Raw genomic sequence first — 16,955 nt, 5'->3', positions numbered from 1 at the left:
GGCCACGTCACGCCGAAAGGGACTCAGCCGGGCAGGGTCTGCCGGACCTCGTTGCCGTGGCCGTCGCCTGAGGTGGCCCGCACGGACACGGGGGCACCGGGCGGCGGGCGCAGATAGGCGACCCCCCGATCGCCGACGCGCGTGAACAACGGGCGCCGCCAGGTTTCGCCATTGTCGTACGAGACCTCGAGCGCGAACCTCTCCGCGAACGGCGACGTGAACGCGACCGCCCCGCCGGGCCGCCGGTCGAAGCGCACCGGCTCGGTCCGCACGGGCAGCGTCGCCGACCGGAACGTCCACTCGGCGTCGGCGGCGGCCCAGCGCGCGGCCGCGGTGACCGGGCCGTCCGCCGCCGCGAAGATCTGGGTGAAGCTCGCCGCCTGCACGCTCAGCCCCGGGTCGGCCAGCCCGGCCATCGCGTACGTCTGGGCGGCGTCCGGCCGGGGCGGCGGCATCGTGGCCGGCTCGCCCGTGCGGGCGTCCAGCGTCAGCCGCCCGGACCGGGTGACCGCCACGCCCGTACGCCGGATCAGCGTCACCGCGCCGTCCGCCTCGGCGATCGCCGCGTTCACGGTCCACCGGCCGGCCGGCACGGCCACGATCCCGCCGCGGGACAGGTCGACGAAACGGCGGCCGTCCGACGCCGACGCCAGCACCCGCCGGGTCGCCACCCCGGTGCGGTCGCGGAAGTCGACCGCCAGCGTGCTTCGCGCCGGCGGCCACGCGGCCAGGCCGGTCACGACGGGCGGGAGGGAGGTCGCGGCGATGGCCTTGGCCACGTCGAGCCGGCCGGGGCCGCCCGCCAGCCGGGTGGCCGAGTCGATCAGCGCGGCCGCGAGCTGTGCGGGAGTCCATTCCGGATGCTGTTGCGCGAGCAGGGCGGCGGCGCCGGCCACGTGCGGCGCGGCGGTGGAGGTGCCGCTGAGAGTGGTGTACGCCGACCCGGGCAGCGCCGACTCACCGGACCGGGCGGCGGTGATGTCGACCCCGGGGGCCACGATGTCGACCCGGCCGGCGGTGCCGCGGACCAGCTCGTCCTCCTCGGTGGAGGCACCGACCGACAGGGCGGCGGGCGCCGCCGCGGGCGACAGCACCTGGCCGCCGTTGCCCGCGGCGGCCACGAACAATGCCCCGTACGCCGCGGTCAGCTTGTCCACGGCCTCCTCGAGGAGATCGGTGCCGGGTGTGTCCGGTTCGCCCAGGCTCAGGTTGACCACTTTGGCCCCGCGGTCACGCACCGCCCACGACATGCCGTCGAGGATGGCCGATTCGGGACAGCCGCCCGCCGTGCACACGGTCGCGCTGTAGAGCTTGGCGTCCGGTGCCATACCGCGGTAGCGGCCGGCCGACGCCGCCCCCGACCCCGCGATGATCGACGCGACATGTGTGCCGTGTCCGGTCCGGTCGACGGTGCCGTCGACGCCGGCACCGGTGAAGTCGGCCGTTTCGGCCACCGCTCCGGCCAGGTCGGGATGGTCGACGTCGATGCCGCTGTCCAGTACCGCGACCCGGACGCCACCGCCGGTCAGCCCCTCGGCCCAGGCGGCCGGCGCGCCGACCAGCGGGATGCTCACGTCGCTCTGTGGTTGGGCCAGCCCGTCCAGCCACACCTTGCGGTAGGCGACGGTGCCGCCGAGCAGCGCCGTCCACAGTTCCGGGGTTTGCGCCCGGGTCACGCGTACCGCCGAGCCGTCGAGCGCGGCCAGTTCCCGGGCCGGCGCCCCGGCGAACCGCGCGCCCACCGCCGAGCCCTCGGGTGCGGTGACGATCAGTGGCAGGTCGGCCCGGCGGTCGTCGTAGCCGGCGGCGATCAGGCCGGTGACGTCGAACAGCCGCGGGTCGAGCCGGTCGTCGTTGAGCAGCGGCAGGGCGTCGATCGGCAGCACCGACAGGCGCCCGTCGACATAGCGGGAGAGCAGCGCCACCCCGGACCGCGCGGAGCCGGTGACCCGGCTCGCCGTCCGCCCGTCGGCCGCCACCCGCAGCTGGTCGCCACTGATCAGCGTGACAGTGCGGGACGGGGCCGCGGCCGCCGGCTCGGGGCTCGGGGCCGGCGCGGTCATCAGCCCCGCCGCGAGGACGGAGAGCAGCGCAAATCCGGCGTGCACGCCCACCTCGCTCTCGATAGACGACGGTGAGTCTACGCGGGATAACTATGGGCTTCGGAAGCCTTGACGGTCGCCCAGATCCGGCGGCCCGGTTCGAGGCCGAGTTCGACCGCCGCGGCCGGTGTCACGTCGGCGGCCACCGGCACCGGTCCGGTCAGTTCGACGCGCAGGCTGTCACCGTGCCGCGCGACCGCTGTGACCTCGGCCGGCCAGGTGTTGCGGGGGCTGCCGGACGGCCGTTCGGCCCAGAGCGCGACCGCGGCCGGCGGGAACGCCACGAACACGTCGCCGGTGTGCGGGTCGCGGGCGATCAGGTCGAAATCGGCGTTCACGCGTACGGTGTGCCCGTCCGCGACGCCCCGGTAGAGGTTGAGCCCGACCAGCCGGGCGACGTAGTCGGTCCGCGGCCGGCTGGTGATCGTCGCCGCGTCCCCGGTCTGCACGACCGCGCCGTCCTCGACGATGACCAGCCGGTCGGCCAGCATCATGGCGTCCAGCGGGTCGTGGGTGACCAGCACCGTGGCGCCGGGGTGGCCGGTCAGCCGGGTCCGCAGGTGCGCGCGTGTATCGACCCGGGTGCGTGCGTCCAGGGCGGCCAGCGGCTCGTCCAGCAGCAGCAGGCGCGGCTCGGTGGCCAGGGCGCGGGCCAGGGCCACCCGCTGGGCCTGCCCGCCGGAGAGCTGACGCGGCTTCTTGCGGGCGTGTTCGGCCAGCCCGACGCGGGTCAGCCAGTCCAGCGCCGCCCGCCGTGCCTCGGCTTTGCCCACGCCCCGGCAGCGCGGCCCGAACGCCACGTTCTCGAGGGCGCTCAGATGCGGGAAGAGCAGATAGTCCTGGAACACCACGCCGATCCGCCGCTGCTCGGGCGGCATCCCGTCGAGCCGTTCCCCGTCCAGCGTGATGTGCCCGTCGGTTCGTTCCAGCCCGGCCAGGGCGCGCAGCGCGGTCGTCTTGCCCGCTCCGTTCGGCCCGAGCAGCGCCACCACTTCACCCGGCTCGGCCGTCAGCTCCAGGTCGAGCGTGAACCCGGGCCGCCGCACGACCAGACGCGCGTCCAGGCTCACGTGGTCAGCCACCGATCGCGCAGCGCCGCCAGAATCGTCACCGAGACGACGAGCAGGACCAGGCTGAGCACGATGGCCGTGTCCAGGTCCTGTTCCAGGGCGAGATAAACGGCCAACGGCATGGTCTGGGTACGCCCGGGAAAGTTGCCGGCGAACGTGATCGTCGCCCCGAACTCGCCCAGTGCGCGGGCCCAGCAGAGCACCGCCCCGGCCGCCACCCCGGGCCCGATCAGCGGCAGCGTCACCCGTCGGAACGTGGTCCACCGGGTCGCCCCGAGCGTCGCCGCCGCCTCCTCGTACCGGGCGTCGGCCGCCCGCAACGCCCCCTCCACGGCGATCACCAGGAACGGCATCGCCACGAAGGCCTCGGCCACCACCACCCCGGCCGTGGTGAACGGCAGGCTCACCCCGAACGTGGCGTCCAGCCACGACCCGAGCAGCCCGCGCCGGCCGAACACCAGCAGCAGCGCCACCCCGCCGACCACCGGCGGCAGCACCAGCGGCACCGTCACCAGGGCTCGGACGAACCGCAGGCCGGGCCGGCCGCCGCGGGCCAGCAGCCAGGCCAGTGGCACGCCCAGCAGCAGGCACAGCGCGGTGGCCAGGGTCGCGGTCAGCAGCGACAGCCGGAGCGCGGCCAGCACGCCGGGCTCGGCCAGCCGTTGGGGCAGCGTCGCCCACGGCGCCCGGATCAGCAGCCCGAGCAGCGGCAGGACCAGGAACGCCAGCCCGAGCAGCGCGGGCAGCGTCAGAGCCAGGGGTGCGCGGCGCCTCAGGGCTTCTGGAACCCCGCGTCGGCGAGCACCTTCTGCGCGGGCTCGGACTGGACATAGGCGACGAACACCGCGGCCGCGGCGGGGTTGGCCGCGTTCTTCAGGGCGACGATCGGATAGTCGTTGATCGCCTTGGCCGATTCGGGGAATTCGACGCCGTCCACGTCGGCCGCGGCCGCCTTGGCGTCCGTACGGTAGACCAGCGCCGCGTCCACCTCACCCAGCTTGACCTTGGCCAGGGCTGCCTTCACGTCCTGTTCCTGGGTGACCGGGGTGACCTTGACGCCGGCCGCGGCCAGGGCCTTTTTCGCCGCCGCGCCGCACGGCACCTGCTCGGCGCAGAGCGCCACCTTGAAGTCGGGTCTGGCCAGTGCGGCCAGCGAGGTGATGCCCTTCGGGTTGCCCTTGGCCGTGGCGATCACCAGCTGGTTCTTGACGAAGGTGACCGGGGTGGCCGCGCCGTCGCCGGCGTCGGTCACCGTTTTCATGGTGGCCGGACTGGCCGAGGCGAAGACGTCGGCCGGTGCGCCCGAGGTGATCTGCGTCGCCAGGCCGGAGCTGCCCCCGTACGAGAAAGTGACCTTGGCCCCGGGGTTGGCGGCCTCGAAGTTCTTGCCGATCTGGTTGAAGGACTCGGTCAGCGAGGCCGCGGCGAGCACGGTCAGCTGCCCGGTGACGCCGCCACCCCGCGGACTCGGTGGGGTCGGTGCCGGCTTGTCCGTTTCGGACGAGCCACACCCGGTCAGCGCCAGCGCGACGGCCAGCGCGACAATCCGCTTCTTCATCATGTTCCTCCCCGTTCCACCACGACGGTGGTCGACTTGATCACAGCTGTCGCTCGCGAACCGACCTCGAGCCCGAGCTCGTCGACCGCCTCCCGGCTCATCAGCGACACCACACGAAACGGGCCGGCCTGGATGTCGACCTGGGCCATCACCGTGTCGCGGGAGATCGCGGTGACGATGCCCGGCAGCCGGTTGCGGGCCGACGACCGGGTCGAGCCCGGGTCGGGTTCGTCGGCCAGTGAGCGGGCGAACGCGGCCAGGTCGGCGCCGGCGACCGCCCGGTGCCCCTGCCCGTCGCGCGCCGCCGCGAGCCGGCCGGCGTCGATCCACCGGCGTACCGTGTCGGGGCTGACACCGAGAAGATCGGCCGCCTCACCGATGCGATACGTCGTCACCAGCCCACCCTACGGTCGCATCTGCCAGCACGCGAAGGCCCCGGCTCTCGCATCTGCCGGAATCGTTATGCGCGGAATTCGTCGCCGCCCGACGTGGTAATTCCGGACCCGGAGGGGGTAGGAACGAACCATGCGAGTCAGTGACAACCGTCTGGGGTTGGCGGACCCCGCTCGGAACATCACTTCGAGCCCCCAGGTCCGCCTGCGGGCGCCCGTGCCCCCACCGGCCGACCAGGCCGACCTGTCGCGCTATCTGCGGGCCACGGCCGCGCGGGCCGACGCCGATGAACTCGAGACGGCCTTCGCCAACTGCGGCGTGGCCCTTGACGCGGCCGGCCGCTGGCGGGCCGGCCCCGCCCTGGCCGCGGCCTACTCGCTGCGCGCCTCGGTCGGCCGTCGCCTGGGCCGGCTGGCCGGCGCCGAACGTGACGGCGAGCTGGCCGCCCGCATGCTGGCCGACGACCCGTGGGACGACGCCGCCGTGCTGCTGCGCGCCCGCCGGGTCTCGACCCGTCTGGACACCGGCGACGTGCCCGGCGCCGAAAAACTGTTGATCGGCTTCCGGGGCGAACTGACCGACACCCCCAGCATGCTGGCGTTGCGCTACGCCCGGGGCCGCTTCTACGCGTGTGCCGGCCTGGTCGGCGAGGCGCTGGCCGACCTCTTCGCCTGCGGTGAACGCCTGGCCGCCCGGCAGGCCGACCGGCCCGGCGTGCTGCCCTGGCGGTCGGCCGCGGCCGCGGCGCTGGTGGCGACCGGCGCCACCGAGGCCGCGGCCCGCCTGGTCGCGGCCGAGGTGGGCCTGGCCCGCCGGTCCGGCCCGGCGTCGGCCCTCGGCCGCGCGCTGAGGGTCGAGGGCATCGTGCCCGGCGGCCCCGGGATAGGCGCGCTGGACGAGGCGGTCAAGGTGCTGCAGCGCTCACCCCGCCGCTTCGAGTACGCGCAGGCGCTGGTCGACCTCGGCACCGCCCTGAACGCGGCCCGCCGCCGTCCGCAGGCCCGCCGCGTCCTGCGCGAGGGCCTGCAGATCGCCGTCGACTGCGGCTCACCGGCGCTGGCCGCCCGGGCCCAGTCGGCCTACCTCGCCGCGGGCGGCAAACCCCGCCCGATCCCGTCCCAGCGCCACCCCACCGTTTAGTGCGCTTTTCCTAAGCGCGACCATTTACGCACGTAGCCCGAAGGGCCCTCGGCGTGAGCGACGGTCAGCACCACCCACCGAGCTACGACATCCGGCTCTTGATCCTCCGGTCTCGCGGCTCTTGATCCTCCGGTCTCGGCCGGGCGGCGCGGCTCGCCCGGCTTCCAGCTCGCCGTACTGCGCGGCGTAGACCTCGGCGAAGCTCATCGGGGATTCAGCCGCCACCGTCGACCCCGATCCCTCCGACGTGTTCTGTCAGGGGCACTACACGCCGTACCCGTGATCAAGGTTGCGGACGGATCCCGCCCGGCTTTCCCGCGGCGATTTCGCGCACGGTCGGTCAGGTGTGGGCCAGGGGAACGGTGAAGAGGCGGTCGCCGAAGGCGCGGTAGCGGTGCAGGGCCCAGAAGAGCCAGCCCAGGCTGATCACGGCCAGGATCGCGAAGGTGATCGCGCCGGAGAAGGTGTCCCACAGGGTGTGCAGGATGACCGCGCCCAGGAAGGTGAGGGCGAACTCGAGGAAGCGTCGGCCGGACGGGGACGCCAGCAGGGCCCACAGCGCGCCGGCGGTCAGGCCGGTCCAGGCGGTGTGGCCGGCGGGGGCGGTCAGGCCGCGGATGAACAGGGTCTGCTCGACCGCGCCGATGTTGCCCTGCGAGGACAGCAGCGCGCTGAAGGCGTACCCCATGGTCTCGAGCGCGGCGAAACCCATCCCCGCGGCCACCCCGATGATCAGGCCGTCCGAGGGGAGGCGGCGCTGGTGGCGGGCCAGCACGGTGAACAGCAGGACGACCGGCACGATGAGCTTGGCCGCCTCCTCGATCAGCGCGACGAGGAGCATCGGCAGGGCGCCGAGGTCGTGCATCGTGTTGTATTCGAGCGTGCCGGCCACCACGGTGCCGATCACGCCGCCGAAGAAGCCGGACACCACGAGCGCGGACGCGGGCACCTGCCACTGCCCGGTCCGCGCCTGGGCGAAGGTGAGGAAGGCCAGCGGGACGACTGTCGCACCGAGCAGGATCAGGGCGGGTACGAAGTTCGGGTTCTGCGTGCTGATCAGCGTACGCAGCACCACGACGTAGAGGATCAGGCCGACCACGAGCACACCGAGCCACGCCCACCGGCGCGTACCTTCACGCATGCTCGTAGTCTCTGCCTCTGGACCGAAAAGAGAAACCTCGCGCCGCTCGGTCGCGACGCCGATCACCGCTCAGTGCGCGACCGCGACGGCGGGCTCGCTTTCGTCGATGCGCAGCTGCCACGGGCGGGCCACCGCGACCAGCACCAGGTTGGCCGCGAGCATGCCGCCGGCGATGACCAGGGCCATGCCTGTCGCACCGGTGCCGAGGATGCCGACCAGCGGGGCCGCGAGCGCGCCGACGCCGAACTGCACGGCGCCCAGCAGCGCCGCCGCCGTACCGGCGGCCTCGCCGTGCCGGGACAGCGCCAGCGCGGGCGCGTTGGGCAGGGCCAGGCCGGCCGAGGCGAGCACGACCCAGAGCGGGACCAGCAGGCCGACGAGGCCACCGAAGCCGGTCGAGGCCATCAGCAGCAGGACCAGGCCGGCCACCGCGCCGACGACCAGGGCCGAGCTGAGCACCCGGGCGGGACTCCAGCGCTTGAGCAGGATCGGGTTGGCCTGGGTGGCGGCGATCAGGCCGACCGCGCCGGCGCCGAAGACGAAGCCGAACGACCGCGCGCTCAGACCATATTGTTCCTGGAAGACGAACGACGAACCGGACACGTAGGCGAACATGGCCGCCATGGCCAGCCCGGCGACCAGGATCAGCCCGATGTAGGACCGGTCGGCGAACAGCCGCCCGTAGTCGCGCAGGGTGCCCGCCACGCCGCCGCTGCGCCGGTTTTCGGGCGCGAGCGTCTCGGGCAGGGCCAGGGCGGTCAGCGTGATGATGCCGATGCCGTAGACGGCCAGCACGACGAACACGCCGCGCCACGAGGTCCAGGTCAGGGTGATGCTGCCCAGGGTCGGCGCGAGGATCGGGGCGGCGCCCATCACCAGCATCAGGCGGGAGATCAGCGTCGCCGCGGCGTATCCGGTGAACAGGTCGCGCACGATGGCCATGGCCACCACCATCGAGGCGGCGGCGCCGAGGCCCTGCAGCACGCGCAGGGTGCCGAGGACGGCCAGGTTGGGGGCGATCACGCAGATCACCGAGGCGAGCACGTGCACGGCGACGCCGGCGAGCAGGGGGGTACGCCGTCCGAGCTTGTCCGACAGCGGCCCGATCACCAGCTGACCGAGGGCCAGGCCGAGCAGGGTGCCGGTGAGGGTCAGCTGCACGGCGGCCGGCGTGACGTTCAGGTCGCCGGTGATGGCGGGCAGCGAGGGGAGGTACATGTCAATGGTGAGCGGGCCGATCGCGATCAGCGCGCCCAGCACCAGCACGAGTTTGACGCGCTGGCGAGTGCTCATGAGCTCGCCAGGGGTGAGGTCGGGCGCCGGTGGCGCCTGCTCCGGGGCCAGGGTCATCGTCTCGTTCCGTCCGTCGTGGTGCGTGTCTGACACGTTGACGAACAAGTCCCCGGGCATTCGGACAATTCCTGGAATTGCTTTTTCGTGCCGCCCGTCACACCGCTCGGAAATCGCAGATTACGGACAGGTAAAAAGCCCGGCGCGCCGCGTCATTCCGTGGAATTTCGCTTGACGCGCCGGGCTCCCGGTGACTACCTCAGAAGGCTGTGAGCTCGATACCCGCGGTCCGTGGGTCGCCCGAGTGCACCAGCGACTCCTGGTTCTGCACGTCGTCGAACGCGAATCCATACGCCTTGCCGTCACTCATGTTCTCGTGAATTACCCGAGAGTAGTGATTGGTGAGTGACCCCTTGTAGAAGTCGACCGCCGTGCCCCCGGGCTGAGTGTCGATCCGGCCCAGCGTCGACCGGTGCAGCGCCGCGCACAGGGTCCGGGCGATCGGCCCGACCGTCTGGTCGTTGGGGGCGCCCAGCGCACCGTCGCAACCCCAGACGTTGCTGGTGCTGGGCTTGGTGAACGAGGCCACGGTGCGGCCCGAGGCGTCGGTGAAGTTCATGACGTTCCCGGCCGTACGCCCGGAGAACTTGACCTCGGGCCGGTCCAGGAACGGCGTCACGGTCAGTGTCTTTCCGGTGTAGGCGTTCCACGCCTCGGTGATGTACGGGTCGAGGTAGGTCGGGCTGAACCGGCCGCCGTCGGCTGCCTTGCCCGGCGCCAGCACCCGCAGCACGGTTCCGTCGGCCCGGGTCACCACGGTCTTCTCGAAACCGGGCTGCGACTTGATCGCGTTGATCACCCGCTGCCGGCCACCCGCCTTGAGCTCGCCCGCCTTGATCGTCTTTCCGTCGCCGCCGCGCACGCTGACCACGTGCGGCACCGCGAACATGTCGACCTGCGAGCTGTTCAGGAACAGGCCGCCGTTGTCGAGGGTGAACTCGGACCAGTCGAACAGGATGTCCCGGTTGGGGTCGGCTCCGGCCCACGGCGCCGGCTGCACCAGGCCGTCGGTGCTGAGCCGGAAGTCCAGCTTCTGGCCGAAGGACATGTAGAGCCGGCCGGAGAGGCCCTTGGGAAGCTTGACGGTGGTCGCGCTTCCGTTGCCGGGTCCGGCGATGGCCACGTCGGGGGCGGGTACGGGTACAGGCTGCCCGCCGGTCCAGTTGTGGAAGGCGCCCGCCGCGTCGACGTACCCGAGCTTGCCGGTGCTCAGGTTGGTGCCGAGCACGTACAGGAACACCTTGTCGCCGCGCCCGGTCCGGTTGGTGACGGTCAGCGGCAGGACGTTCGACGCGGCCGGCGGCGGCTGCTCCTGGGTCGGCTCGGTCGTCGGCGGAGTGGCCGGGGGCTTGGTCGGCCGGGTGGGTGCCTGCGTCGGCTGGGTCGGCTGCGCCGCCGGTGGCTGGGCCGGCGGCTGTGCGACCGAGCCACCGCCACCGCCGCAGGGCGCGCCGTTCAGCGTGCAGTTGACCGGCTTGGCCCCGGCGCCGACGAAGCCGAAGGTGACCTTCCCGCCGGTCGGCACCGAGCCGTTCCAGCCCCGGTTGGTGAACGTGCGATGGGCGCCGCTGGTGGCCATGTCGGCTTCCCAGAAACTGCCGATCCGGGCACCGGCCGGCAGGTCGAACTCGACCTTCCAGTTCGACATCGCCGACCCGGCGTTGTCGATCGTGACCTCGGCCTGCCAGCCCGTGCCCCAGTCGGAGACGGTCTTGACGGTCGCGGTCGCCGAAGCGGCCGAGGCGGGAAGGGCGATCCAGGCGGTACCCGCCGCCGCGACGATCGCGGCGGCGGTAAGCAGTGTTGTTCGCAAGCGGCGCATGGCCGTGAATTCTGTCGAGAGAACGCTCTCTCGCCCTTAAAGCAACATTAAAGAACCTTGAAAGTCCGCCTCAGCCGCGGCGCCACTTCTGGTTGGCCCCGCCGACGCAGTCCCACAGGTGCAGCTGCGCGCCGTCGTTGCCGTTCCACTCCTTGATGTCGACGCACCGGTTGGCCTGGGGGTTGACCAGGTCGCCGGCCGCGCTGAGGACGAACTGCTGGGCCGGGTTGCCGCTGCAGCCGGCGATCTGGATGGGGGTGCCGTTGCCGGTGTTGCCCCACTGCACGTCCAGGCACTTGTTGTTCGGCACCTGGAGCGTGCCGCCGACCGAGTTCCAGCGCTGCGCGTTGGTCTGGTTGCAGGTGTACATCTGCACCAGCACGCCGTCGGAGAAGTTGGCGCCGGGCACGTCGATGCACTTGTTGTTCCAGTTGCTGATGATCGCCTGCCCCGAACCGCCCCCGCCGGTGGTGGTCAGCGACAGCCCGTACACGCCGAGGATCTCGTTGACCGGCTGGAACCACATGGTGCCGCCCGAGGTGCAGTTGCCGCTGCCGCCCGAGGTGACGCCCTGGGCCTGGTTGCCGGAGATCCACGAGCCGCCGGAGTCGCCCGGTTCGGCGCAGGCGTTGCTGCGGCTCAGCCCGGACACCGAGCCCTGCGGGTAGGTCACGGTCTCGTCGCGGCCGAGCAGAGTTCCACACCGCCACCCGCTGGTACGCCCGGAGCGGCAGATCGAGCTGCCGACCGCGGCGTCCTGCGACCCGGCCACGGTCACGTTCCCGCCCGAGTAGTTGTTCACCCACGGCTGCGAGACCCAGTTGCCGTTGGTCCGGACCCAGGCGTAGTCGTTGCCGGGGAACGACGAGCCGGCGAACGTACCCTGCGCGACGTTGTTGTAGCCGAGGGTCGGGCTGCCGGTCCCGCCGCAGTGCCCGGCCGTGACGAAGCCGCCGGCGACCGAGAAGCCGACCGAGCAGAGCGTGTTGCCGTTGATCACGTACTGGTCACCGCCGCGGGTGTCGTACATCGGCCGTGCCTGCTCGGGCGTGATCTCGACCCGGACCGCGCCGGCGCCGCTCGCGGCCGCGAACGCTCGCGCCGCCGCTTCCTGGCCCGGCGCCGCCCGCACCACCAGGCTGTTCGTGGCGACGTCGGTGTACCAGCCCCGGATGGCCGTTCGGTCCGCCTGGGCGGACCGCCGGTCCAGTTTCGCCTGGTCGGCGGCGAGGTCGGCGGCGCTGCGGGCGACCAGCGTGACGTCGGCCCCTTCGGCGCGGGCCTTGGCGGCGGCCGTGGGCGAGGTGACGGCGACGGTCAGCCGGGTGCCGCCGGCCGGGATCCACGCGCCGCCGAACTCTGTACCGAGCGCGGCCCGGGCCCGTTTCTCGACGACCGGAGCGGCCGCCTCGGTGGCCAGCCGGGCGCGGATCTGGTTGTCGTCGAGACGAAGGTCGCGGCGCATCGCGGCGAGCATGCCGGGCGCCAGATCGAACGAGGGGGAAGGGTCCGGTTCGGCGGCTTGACTAGGAGGCGCGACGAAGCCGATCGCGGCGAGAGCCGCCGCGGCGACGACGACCGCCTTGAGGGGGCGGGCCATAGCTCACTCCTGGTGAAAGGGGGGATGGGAGAGCGCTCTCATCGGAGTCTGTCTATCTATTAACAATGTGTCAAGAAATCTCCAGGCAACATGGGCCGAGGACCGTACGAGGTGACTCGCCGCCGGGCCACCTGACGTGCGAGGGTGGACGCGGCGAAATCCGACAGGGGGTAGTCGTGGGCATGGTCAAGGTCGTCGGTCTCGTGCTGCACCCACGGCGCGACTGCGGCGCCGCCATCGCCGCGATCGTCGAGTGGGCCAAGTCACGCGACGTGACCGTTCTCGGGTTGAAGGACGAGATCAACCGGATCGACTGTGACGCCGTCGCGGTCAGTCCCGAGGAGATGATCGAGCGGGCCCAGGTGCTGGTCAGCCTGGGTGGCGACGGCACCATGCTGCGGACCATGCGGCTGGTCGAGGGACGCAAGACCCCGGTGCTCGGCGTCAACGTCGGCCGGCTCGGCTTCCTGGCCGAGGTCGACCTGCCCGACCTGCCCGGCGCGCTCTCCGCCTTCGACGAGCACCGGTTCACCGTCGAGTCCCGCACGGCCGTGCGCACCACGCTCCCCGGCGGCAAAGAGGTGTCCGCGTTCAACGACATCGCCCTGGTCCGGGTGCCCGGCGAGGGGCTGGCCAACGTCGGCATCTGCGTCGAGGGAAAGAACTTCGTCAGCTACGCGGCCGACGCGGTCATCGTGTCGACGCCGACCGGCTCCACCGCGTACTCCTTCTCGGCCGGCGGCCCGATCGTCTCGCCCAACGTCGAGGGCCTGATCGTCACCGCCTCGGCCGCCCACTCCTCCTTCAACCGGTCGCTGATGCTCTCCGTCGACGAGCGGCTCGACCTCGACGTGCTGGCCCGCAGCGGCCGGCTCGCGGTCGAGGTGGACGGCATCATCGAGGGGTACGTGACCGAGGGCGAGGCGCTGGCGATCACCCCGGTCCCGGCCGCCGCCCAGGTCATCCGGCTCGGCCGCACCTCCTTCTACGAGCGGGCCCGGCGCAAGCTACGGGTCGAGGGCAGCGCCCAGATCACCACCGGGGACGCCGGCGACGCGACGGTGGTCGACAGCTTCGAGCAGAACCGCTACGAGATCCTGCTCGGCGGCGAGGTGGCCGGCGTGCTGCACTACCGCCGCCACGGCACCTACGTCGACCTCATGCACACCGAGATCGACCAGGCCTTCGAGGGCCGGGGGCTGGCCGGGCGCCTGGCCGCCGCCGCGTTCACCGACGCCCGCAACCGGGCCACCCCGGTCAAGGTCACCTGCCCGTTCGTCAGCGGATGGCTGGAACGCCACCCCGAGTTCTCCGACCTGACCCAAGGAGCTTGAAACATGAGCAACAAACCGTGCGCGCACGTCGACGAGATCGCGATCGACGAGGTGCGGCCGTCCGGTGACGGCTGCGTCGAGTGCCTCGCGAACGGCGGCCGCTGGGTCCACCTGCGGCTGTGCGAGAACTGCGGCCACGTCGGATGCTGCGACTCGTCGCCGGCCAAGCACGCCACCGCCCACTTCCACGAGACCGGCCACCCGCTCGTCCAGTCGTACGAGCCCGGCGAGGAGTGGTGGTGGTGCTACACCGACGAACTCGTCTTCAATGTCCCCGGCGCCCCGACGTTCTCTCATCCCTGAGGTTTGACACATGGGCCATCCCGCGATCCTGACCGTCGACGACGACCCCTCCGTCTCCCGCGCCATCGCCCGTGACCTGCGCCGGCGGTACGGCGAGAACTACCGGATCATCCGGGCCTCGGCCGCCGCCGACGCACTCGAGGCGCTGCGTGAGCTCAAGCTGCGCGGCGGCCGCGTCGCCGTCATGCTGGCCGACTACCGGATGCCACAGATGAACGGCATCGACTTCCTCGAACAGGCGATGGACCTGTTCCCGAACGCGCGGCGGGCGCTGCTCACCGCGTACGCCGACACCGACGCCGCGATCCAGGCCATCAACCAGGTGGACGTCGACCACTACCTGCTCAAGCCCTGGGACCCGCCGGAAGAGAAGCTCTACCCGGTGATCGACGCCCTGCTCGACGCCTGGCTCGAGAGCGGCGACCGCGAGATGGAATCGATCCGGGTGGTCGGGCACCGCTGGAACGAGCAGTCGTTCCAGGTGCGCGACTTCCTCACCCGCAACCTGGTGCCGTACCGCTGGCTGTCGGCCGAGGAGGCCGAGGGCCGCCGCCTGCTCGAGGCGGCCGGGGTCGGTCCCGAGGCGGTGCCGCTGGTCGTCACCCCCGACGGCCGGGCGATGTCCCAGCCCAGCACCACCGAGGTGGCCGAGGCGGCCGGGCTGTCGACCGCGCCCGACCGCGACTTCTACGACCTGATCATCGTCGGTGGCGGGCCGGCCGGGCTGGGCGCGGCCGTCTACGGCGCCTCCGAGGGCCTCAAGACGCTGCTGGTCGAACGGCAGGCCGTCGGCGGGCAGGCCGGTCAGAGCTCCCGGATCGAAAACTACCTGGGCTTCCCGGACGGCATCTCCGGCGGCGACCTGACCACCCGGGCCCGGCGCCAGGTCGGCAAGTTCTCGGCCGAGGTGCTCAACACCCGCGAGGTGACCGGCCTACGGGTCGACGGGCCGGCCAAGACGCTGGCATTCTCCGACGGCGGCGAGGTGTCGGCCCACTCGGTCGTCCTCGCCACCGGTGTCGCGTACCGGCCGCTGGTCGCCGACGGCGTGCACGAGCTGACCGGCTCGGGCATCTACTACGGCTCGGCCGCGTCCGAGGGGCCGGCCTGCGAGGGCGCCGACGTCTACATCATCGGCGGGGCCAACTCGGCCGGCCAGGCGGCGATGTACTTCTCCCGCTTCGCCAAGCACGTCACCCTGCTGGTCCGCGGCGACTCTCTGGAGACGTCGATGTCCTACTACCTGATCCAGCAGATCGAGAAGAAGGAGAACATCTCGGTCCGTACGCGCTGCGAGGTCGTGGCGGCGCAGGGCGAGGGACACCTCCAGGCGATCACCGTCTGCGACGGCAAGAACGGCATGTCCACCACTGTCGAATGCGGGTACCTGTTCGTCTTCATCGGCGCCGAGCCTCGCACCGACTGGCTGGACGGTGCCGTCGCCCGCGACGAACGGGGCTTCGTCTACACCGGGCCGGATCTTTTGACGAACGGCACACGCCCGAAGGGATGGGATCGGGACCGCGATCCGTTCTACCTGGAGTGCAGCGTTCCGGGGATCTTCGCGGCGGGCGACGTCCGGGCCAACTCGGTCAAGCGGGTGGCCTCGGCGGTCGGCGAGGGCGCGATGGCCGTGACGCTCGTGCACCGCTACCTGGAGGCGCAATGACCGACACCGACAGCAGGGAGATCTCTCTCGAACCGTGCGAACCGGGCAAGCTCACCATCGACGAGCTGCGGACCCTCTTCCTGTTCGAGAAGCTCACCGACGAGCAGCTGACCTGGATCGCCGACCACGGGTGCACGATGCGGGCCAAGGCCGGCTCGTACGTGCTCCGCGAGGGCGACCCCGCCGAGAAGTTCTTCATCCTGCTCAGCGGCACCATCCAGCTCACCCGCCTGGTCGGCCAGGACGAGGTCGAGACCAACCGCACCGAGCAGCGCGGCGTGTACATGGGCGCCACCAACGCCTACCTGCGCGACGACGGCGTGGAGCGCAAGTACATGGGCTCGATGCGCGCGCTCGACCAGTGCGAGTTCTACGTCATCGAGGCCGAGGACTTCGGTCACATGATGCGCGAGTGGTTCCCGATGGCCGTACACCTGCTCGAAGGCCTGGCCATCGGCATGCGCAACCAGCAGGTGGCCATCGGTGAACGGCAGCGGCTGACCGCGCTCGGCGCGCTCACCGCGGGCCTGATGCACGAGCTCAACAACCCGGCCGCCGCCGCCTCCCGGGCCACCGGCTCACTGCGCCAGCGGGTCGCCGGCATGCGCCACAAGCTGGGCATGCTGGCCGCCGGCAAGGTCGACCCGGCCCGCCTCGACGCCCTGGTCGAGCTGCAGGAAGAGGTCATCGAGCGGGCGGCCAAGGCGCCGGCGCTGACCGCCATGCAGGCCGCCGACCTCGAGGACGAACTCGGCGAGTGGATGGACGAGCACCGGATCACCGGCGGCTGGGACATCGCGCCGGTCTTCGCCCAGGGCGGCCTGGACGTCGAGTGCCTCACCATGATCGAGCAGAAGGTCGGTGCGCCCGAGCTGCTCGACCAGGCGGTGCACTGGCTCGGGTACGCCCTCGAGACCGAGCAGCTGATGAGCGACATCGAGGACGCCACCAGCCGGGTCTCCAGCCTGGTCACCGCGGCCAAACAGTATTCCCAGATGGACCGGGCCGCGCACCAGTGGATCGACGTGCACCAGGGCCTGGACAGCACGCTGGTGATGCTCACCCACAAGATCGGCGACGGCGTCACAGTGGTCAAGGACTACGACCGCTCGCTGCCGCAGATCCCGGCCCACCCGGCCGAGCTCAACCAGGTGTGGACCAACCTGATCGACAACGCGGTGCAGGCCATGCACGGGGCCGGCACGCTCACCGTCAAGACCTACCTGAAGGGCAACCAGCTCTGCGTGTCGATCGGGGACACCGGGCCCGGCGTGCCCGAGGAGCTGCGCAAGCGGGTCTTCGAGCCCTTCTTCACGACCAAGCCGGTGGGCGAGGGGACAGGCCTCGGGCTGGACATCTCGTACCGGATCGTGGTCAACCGGCACGGCGGCGACATCAAGCTGCAGAGCGCGCCGGGCGACACCCGCTTCATCGTGCGGCTGCCGCTCAGCGAGCCCTCCTCGGCCTGACCGC

14 protein-coding genes are annotated in these 16,955 nt (G+C 71.8%); 5 read left to right on the top strand and 9 right to left on the bottom strand.

Annotation, left to right across the window (positions count from 1 at the left end; translation table 11 throughout):
• Window positions 1-23 precede the first annotated feature (23 nt).
• From ACGFIO_RS07460 to ACGFIO_RS07440, 5 genes are read right to left on the bottom strand one after another with little or no spacing between them, the layout of a single operon-like run.
• Window positions 24-2,108: a S8 family serine peptidase gene (locus ACGFIO_RS07460; protein ID WP_392823313.1), complete on the bottom strand. Its 2,085-nt coding sequence runs from the start codon at window positions 2,106-2,108 to the stop codon at window positions 24-26.
• Window positions 2,109-2,140: 32 nt separating this feature from the next.
• Complete coding sequence (locus ACGFIO_RS07455; protein WP_392823311.1) at window positions 2,141-3,172, bottom strand: ABC transporter ATP-binding protein; 1,032 nt, start codon at window positions 3,170-3,172, stop codon at window positions 2,141-2,143.
• Window positions 3,169-3,948, bottom strand: a complete 780-nt coding sequence (locus ACGFIO_RS07450) for an ABC transporter permease (RefSeq protein WP_392824344.1) — start codon at window positions 3,946-3,948, stop codon at window positions 3,169-3,171. Before ACGFIO_RS07450 ends, ACGFIO_RS07455 begins: the two co-directional genes overlap by 4 nt.
• Window positions 3,945-4,730: a molybdate ABC transporter substrate-binding protein gene (modA, locus tag ACGFIO_RS07445; RefSeq protein WP_392823308.1), complete on the bottom strand. Its 786-nt coding sequence runs from the start codon at window positions 4,728-4,730 to the stop codon at window positions 3,945-3,947. The genes ACGFIO_RS07450 and modA overlap by 4 nt, the downstream gene beginning before the upstream one ends.
• The gene (locus ACGFIO_RS07440; protein ID WP_392823305.1) at window positions 4,730-5,125 is read right to left on the bottom strand and encodes a molybdopterin-binding protein; all 396 of its coding nucleotides are present in this window, start codon (window positions 5,123-5,125) and stop codon (window positions 4,730-4,732) included. The genes modA and ACGFIO_RS07440 overlap by 1 nt, the downstream gene beginning before the upstream one ends.
• A 130-nt stretch (window positions 5,126-5,255) precedes the next feature.
• Here ACGFIO_RS07440 and ACGFIO_RS07435 point away from each other — a divergent pair, with 130 nt between their 5' ends.
• Window positions 5,256-6,263, top strand: coding sequence for a hypothetical protein (locus ACGFIO_RS07435; RefSeq protein ID WP_392823302.1), 1,008 nt, complete (start codon window positions 5,256-5,258; stop codon window positions 6,261-6,263).
• Window positions 6,264-6,603: 340 nt separating this feature from the next.
• Here ACGFIO_RS07435 and ACGFIO_RS07430 read toward each other — a convergent pair whose 3' ends face one another.
• The 4 genes from ACGFIO_RS07430 to ACGFIO_RS07415 form a co-directional block, all read right to left on the bottom strand.
• Complete coding sequence (locus tag ACGFIO_RS07430) at window positions 6,604-7,404, bottom strand: PrsW family intramembrane metalloprotease (protein ID WP_392823300.1); 801 nt, start codon at window positions 7,402-7,404, stop codon at window positions 6,604-6,606.
• A 69-nt stretch (window positions 7,405-7,473) separates the two neighbouring features.
• Window positions 7,474-8,697: a multidrug effflux MFS transporter gene (locus tag ACGFIO_RS07425; RefSeq protein ID WP_392824342.1), complete on the bottom strand. Its 1,224-nt coding sequence runs from the start codon at window positions 8,695-8,697 to the stop codon at window positions 7,474-7,476.
• A 256-nt stretch (window positions 8,698-8,953) separates the two neighbouring features.
• Window positions 8,954-10,576, bottom strand: a complete 1,623-nt coding sequence (locus ACGFIO_RS07420; protein ID WP_392823298.1) for a beta-1,3-glucanase family protein — start codon at window positions 10,574-10,576, stop codon at window positions 8,954-8,956.
• A 70-nt stretch (window positions 10,577-10,646) separates the two neighbouring features.
• Window positions 10,647-12,176, bottom strand: a complete 1,530-nt coding sequence (locus tag ACGFIO_RS07415) for a ricin-type beta-trefoil lectin domain protein (protein ID WP_392823297.1) — start codon at window positions 12,174-12,176, stop codon at window positions 10,647-10,649.
• A gap of 182 nt (window positions 12,177-12,358) precedes the next feature.
• Here ACGFIO_RS07415 and ACGFIO_RS07410 point away from each other — a divergent pair, with 182 nt between their 5' ends.
• Genes ACGFIO_RS07410 through ACGFIO_RS07395 form a run of 4 tightly spaced genes read left to right on the top strand, consistent with a single transcriptional unit; the run spans window position 12,359 to window position 16,951 of the window.
• The gene (locus tag ACGFIO_RS07410; RefSeq protein ID WP_392824340.1) at window positions 12,359-13,510 is read left to right on the top strand and encodes an NAD(+)/NADH kinase; all 1,152 of its coding nucleotides are present in this window, start codon (window positions 12,359-12,361) and stop codon (window positions 13,508-13,510) included.
• A 3-nt stretch (window positions 13,511-13,513) separates the two neighbouring features.
• Window positions 13,514-13,813: a UBP-type zinc finger domain-containing protein gene (locus ACGFIO_RS07405; RefSeq protein ID WP_392823295.1), complete on the top strand. Its 300-nt coding sequence runs from the start codon at window positions 13,514-13,516 to the stop codon at window positions 13,811-13,813.
• Window positions 13,814-13,823: 10 nt separating this feature from the next.
• Window positions 13,824-15,482 carry an FAD-dependent oxidoreductase gene (locus ACGFIO_RS07400; protein WP_392823292.1) on the top strand — a complete coding sequence of 553 codons (1,659 nt, stop codon included), beginning with the start codon at window positions 13,824-13,826 and terminating at the stop codon, window positions 15,480-15,482.
• Window positions 15,479-16,951, top strand: coding sequence for an ATP-binding protein (locus ACGFIO_RS07395; protein WP_392823290.1), 1,473 nt, complete (start codon window positions 15,479-15,481; stop codon window positions 16,949-16,951). The genes ACGFIO_RS07400 and ACGFIO_RS07395 overlap by 4 nt, the downstream gene beginning before the upstream one ends.
• Window positions 16,952-16,955 lie beyond the last annotated feature (4 nt).

The organism is Actinoplanes sp. NPDC049265 (assembly GCF_043197135.1).
Taxonomy (GTDB): Bacteria; Actinomycetota; Actinomycetes; order Mycobacteriales; family Micromonosporaceae; genus Actinoplanes.
Note: the sequence above shows the minus strand (reverse complement) of the source record. Positions and strands in the feature narration are given on the sequence as shown.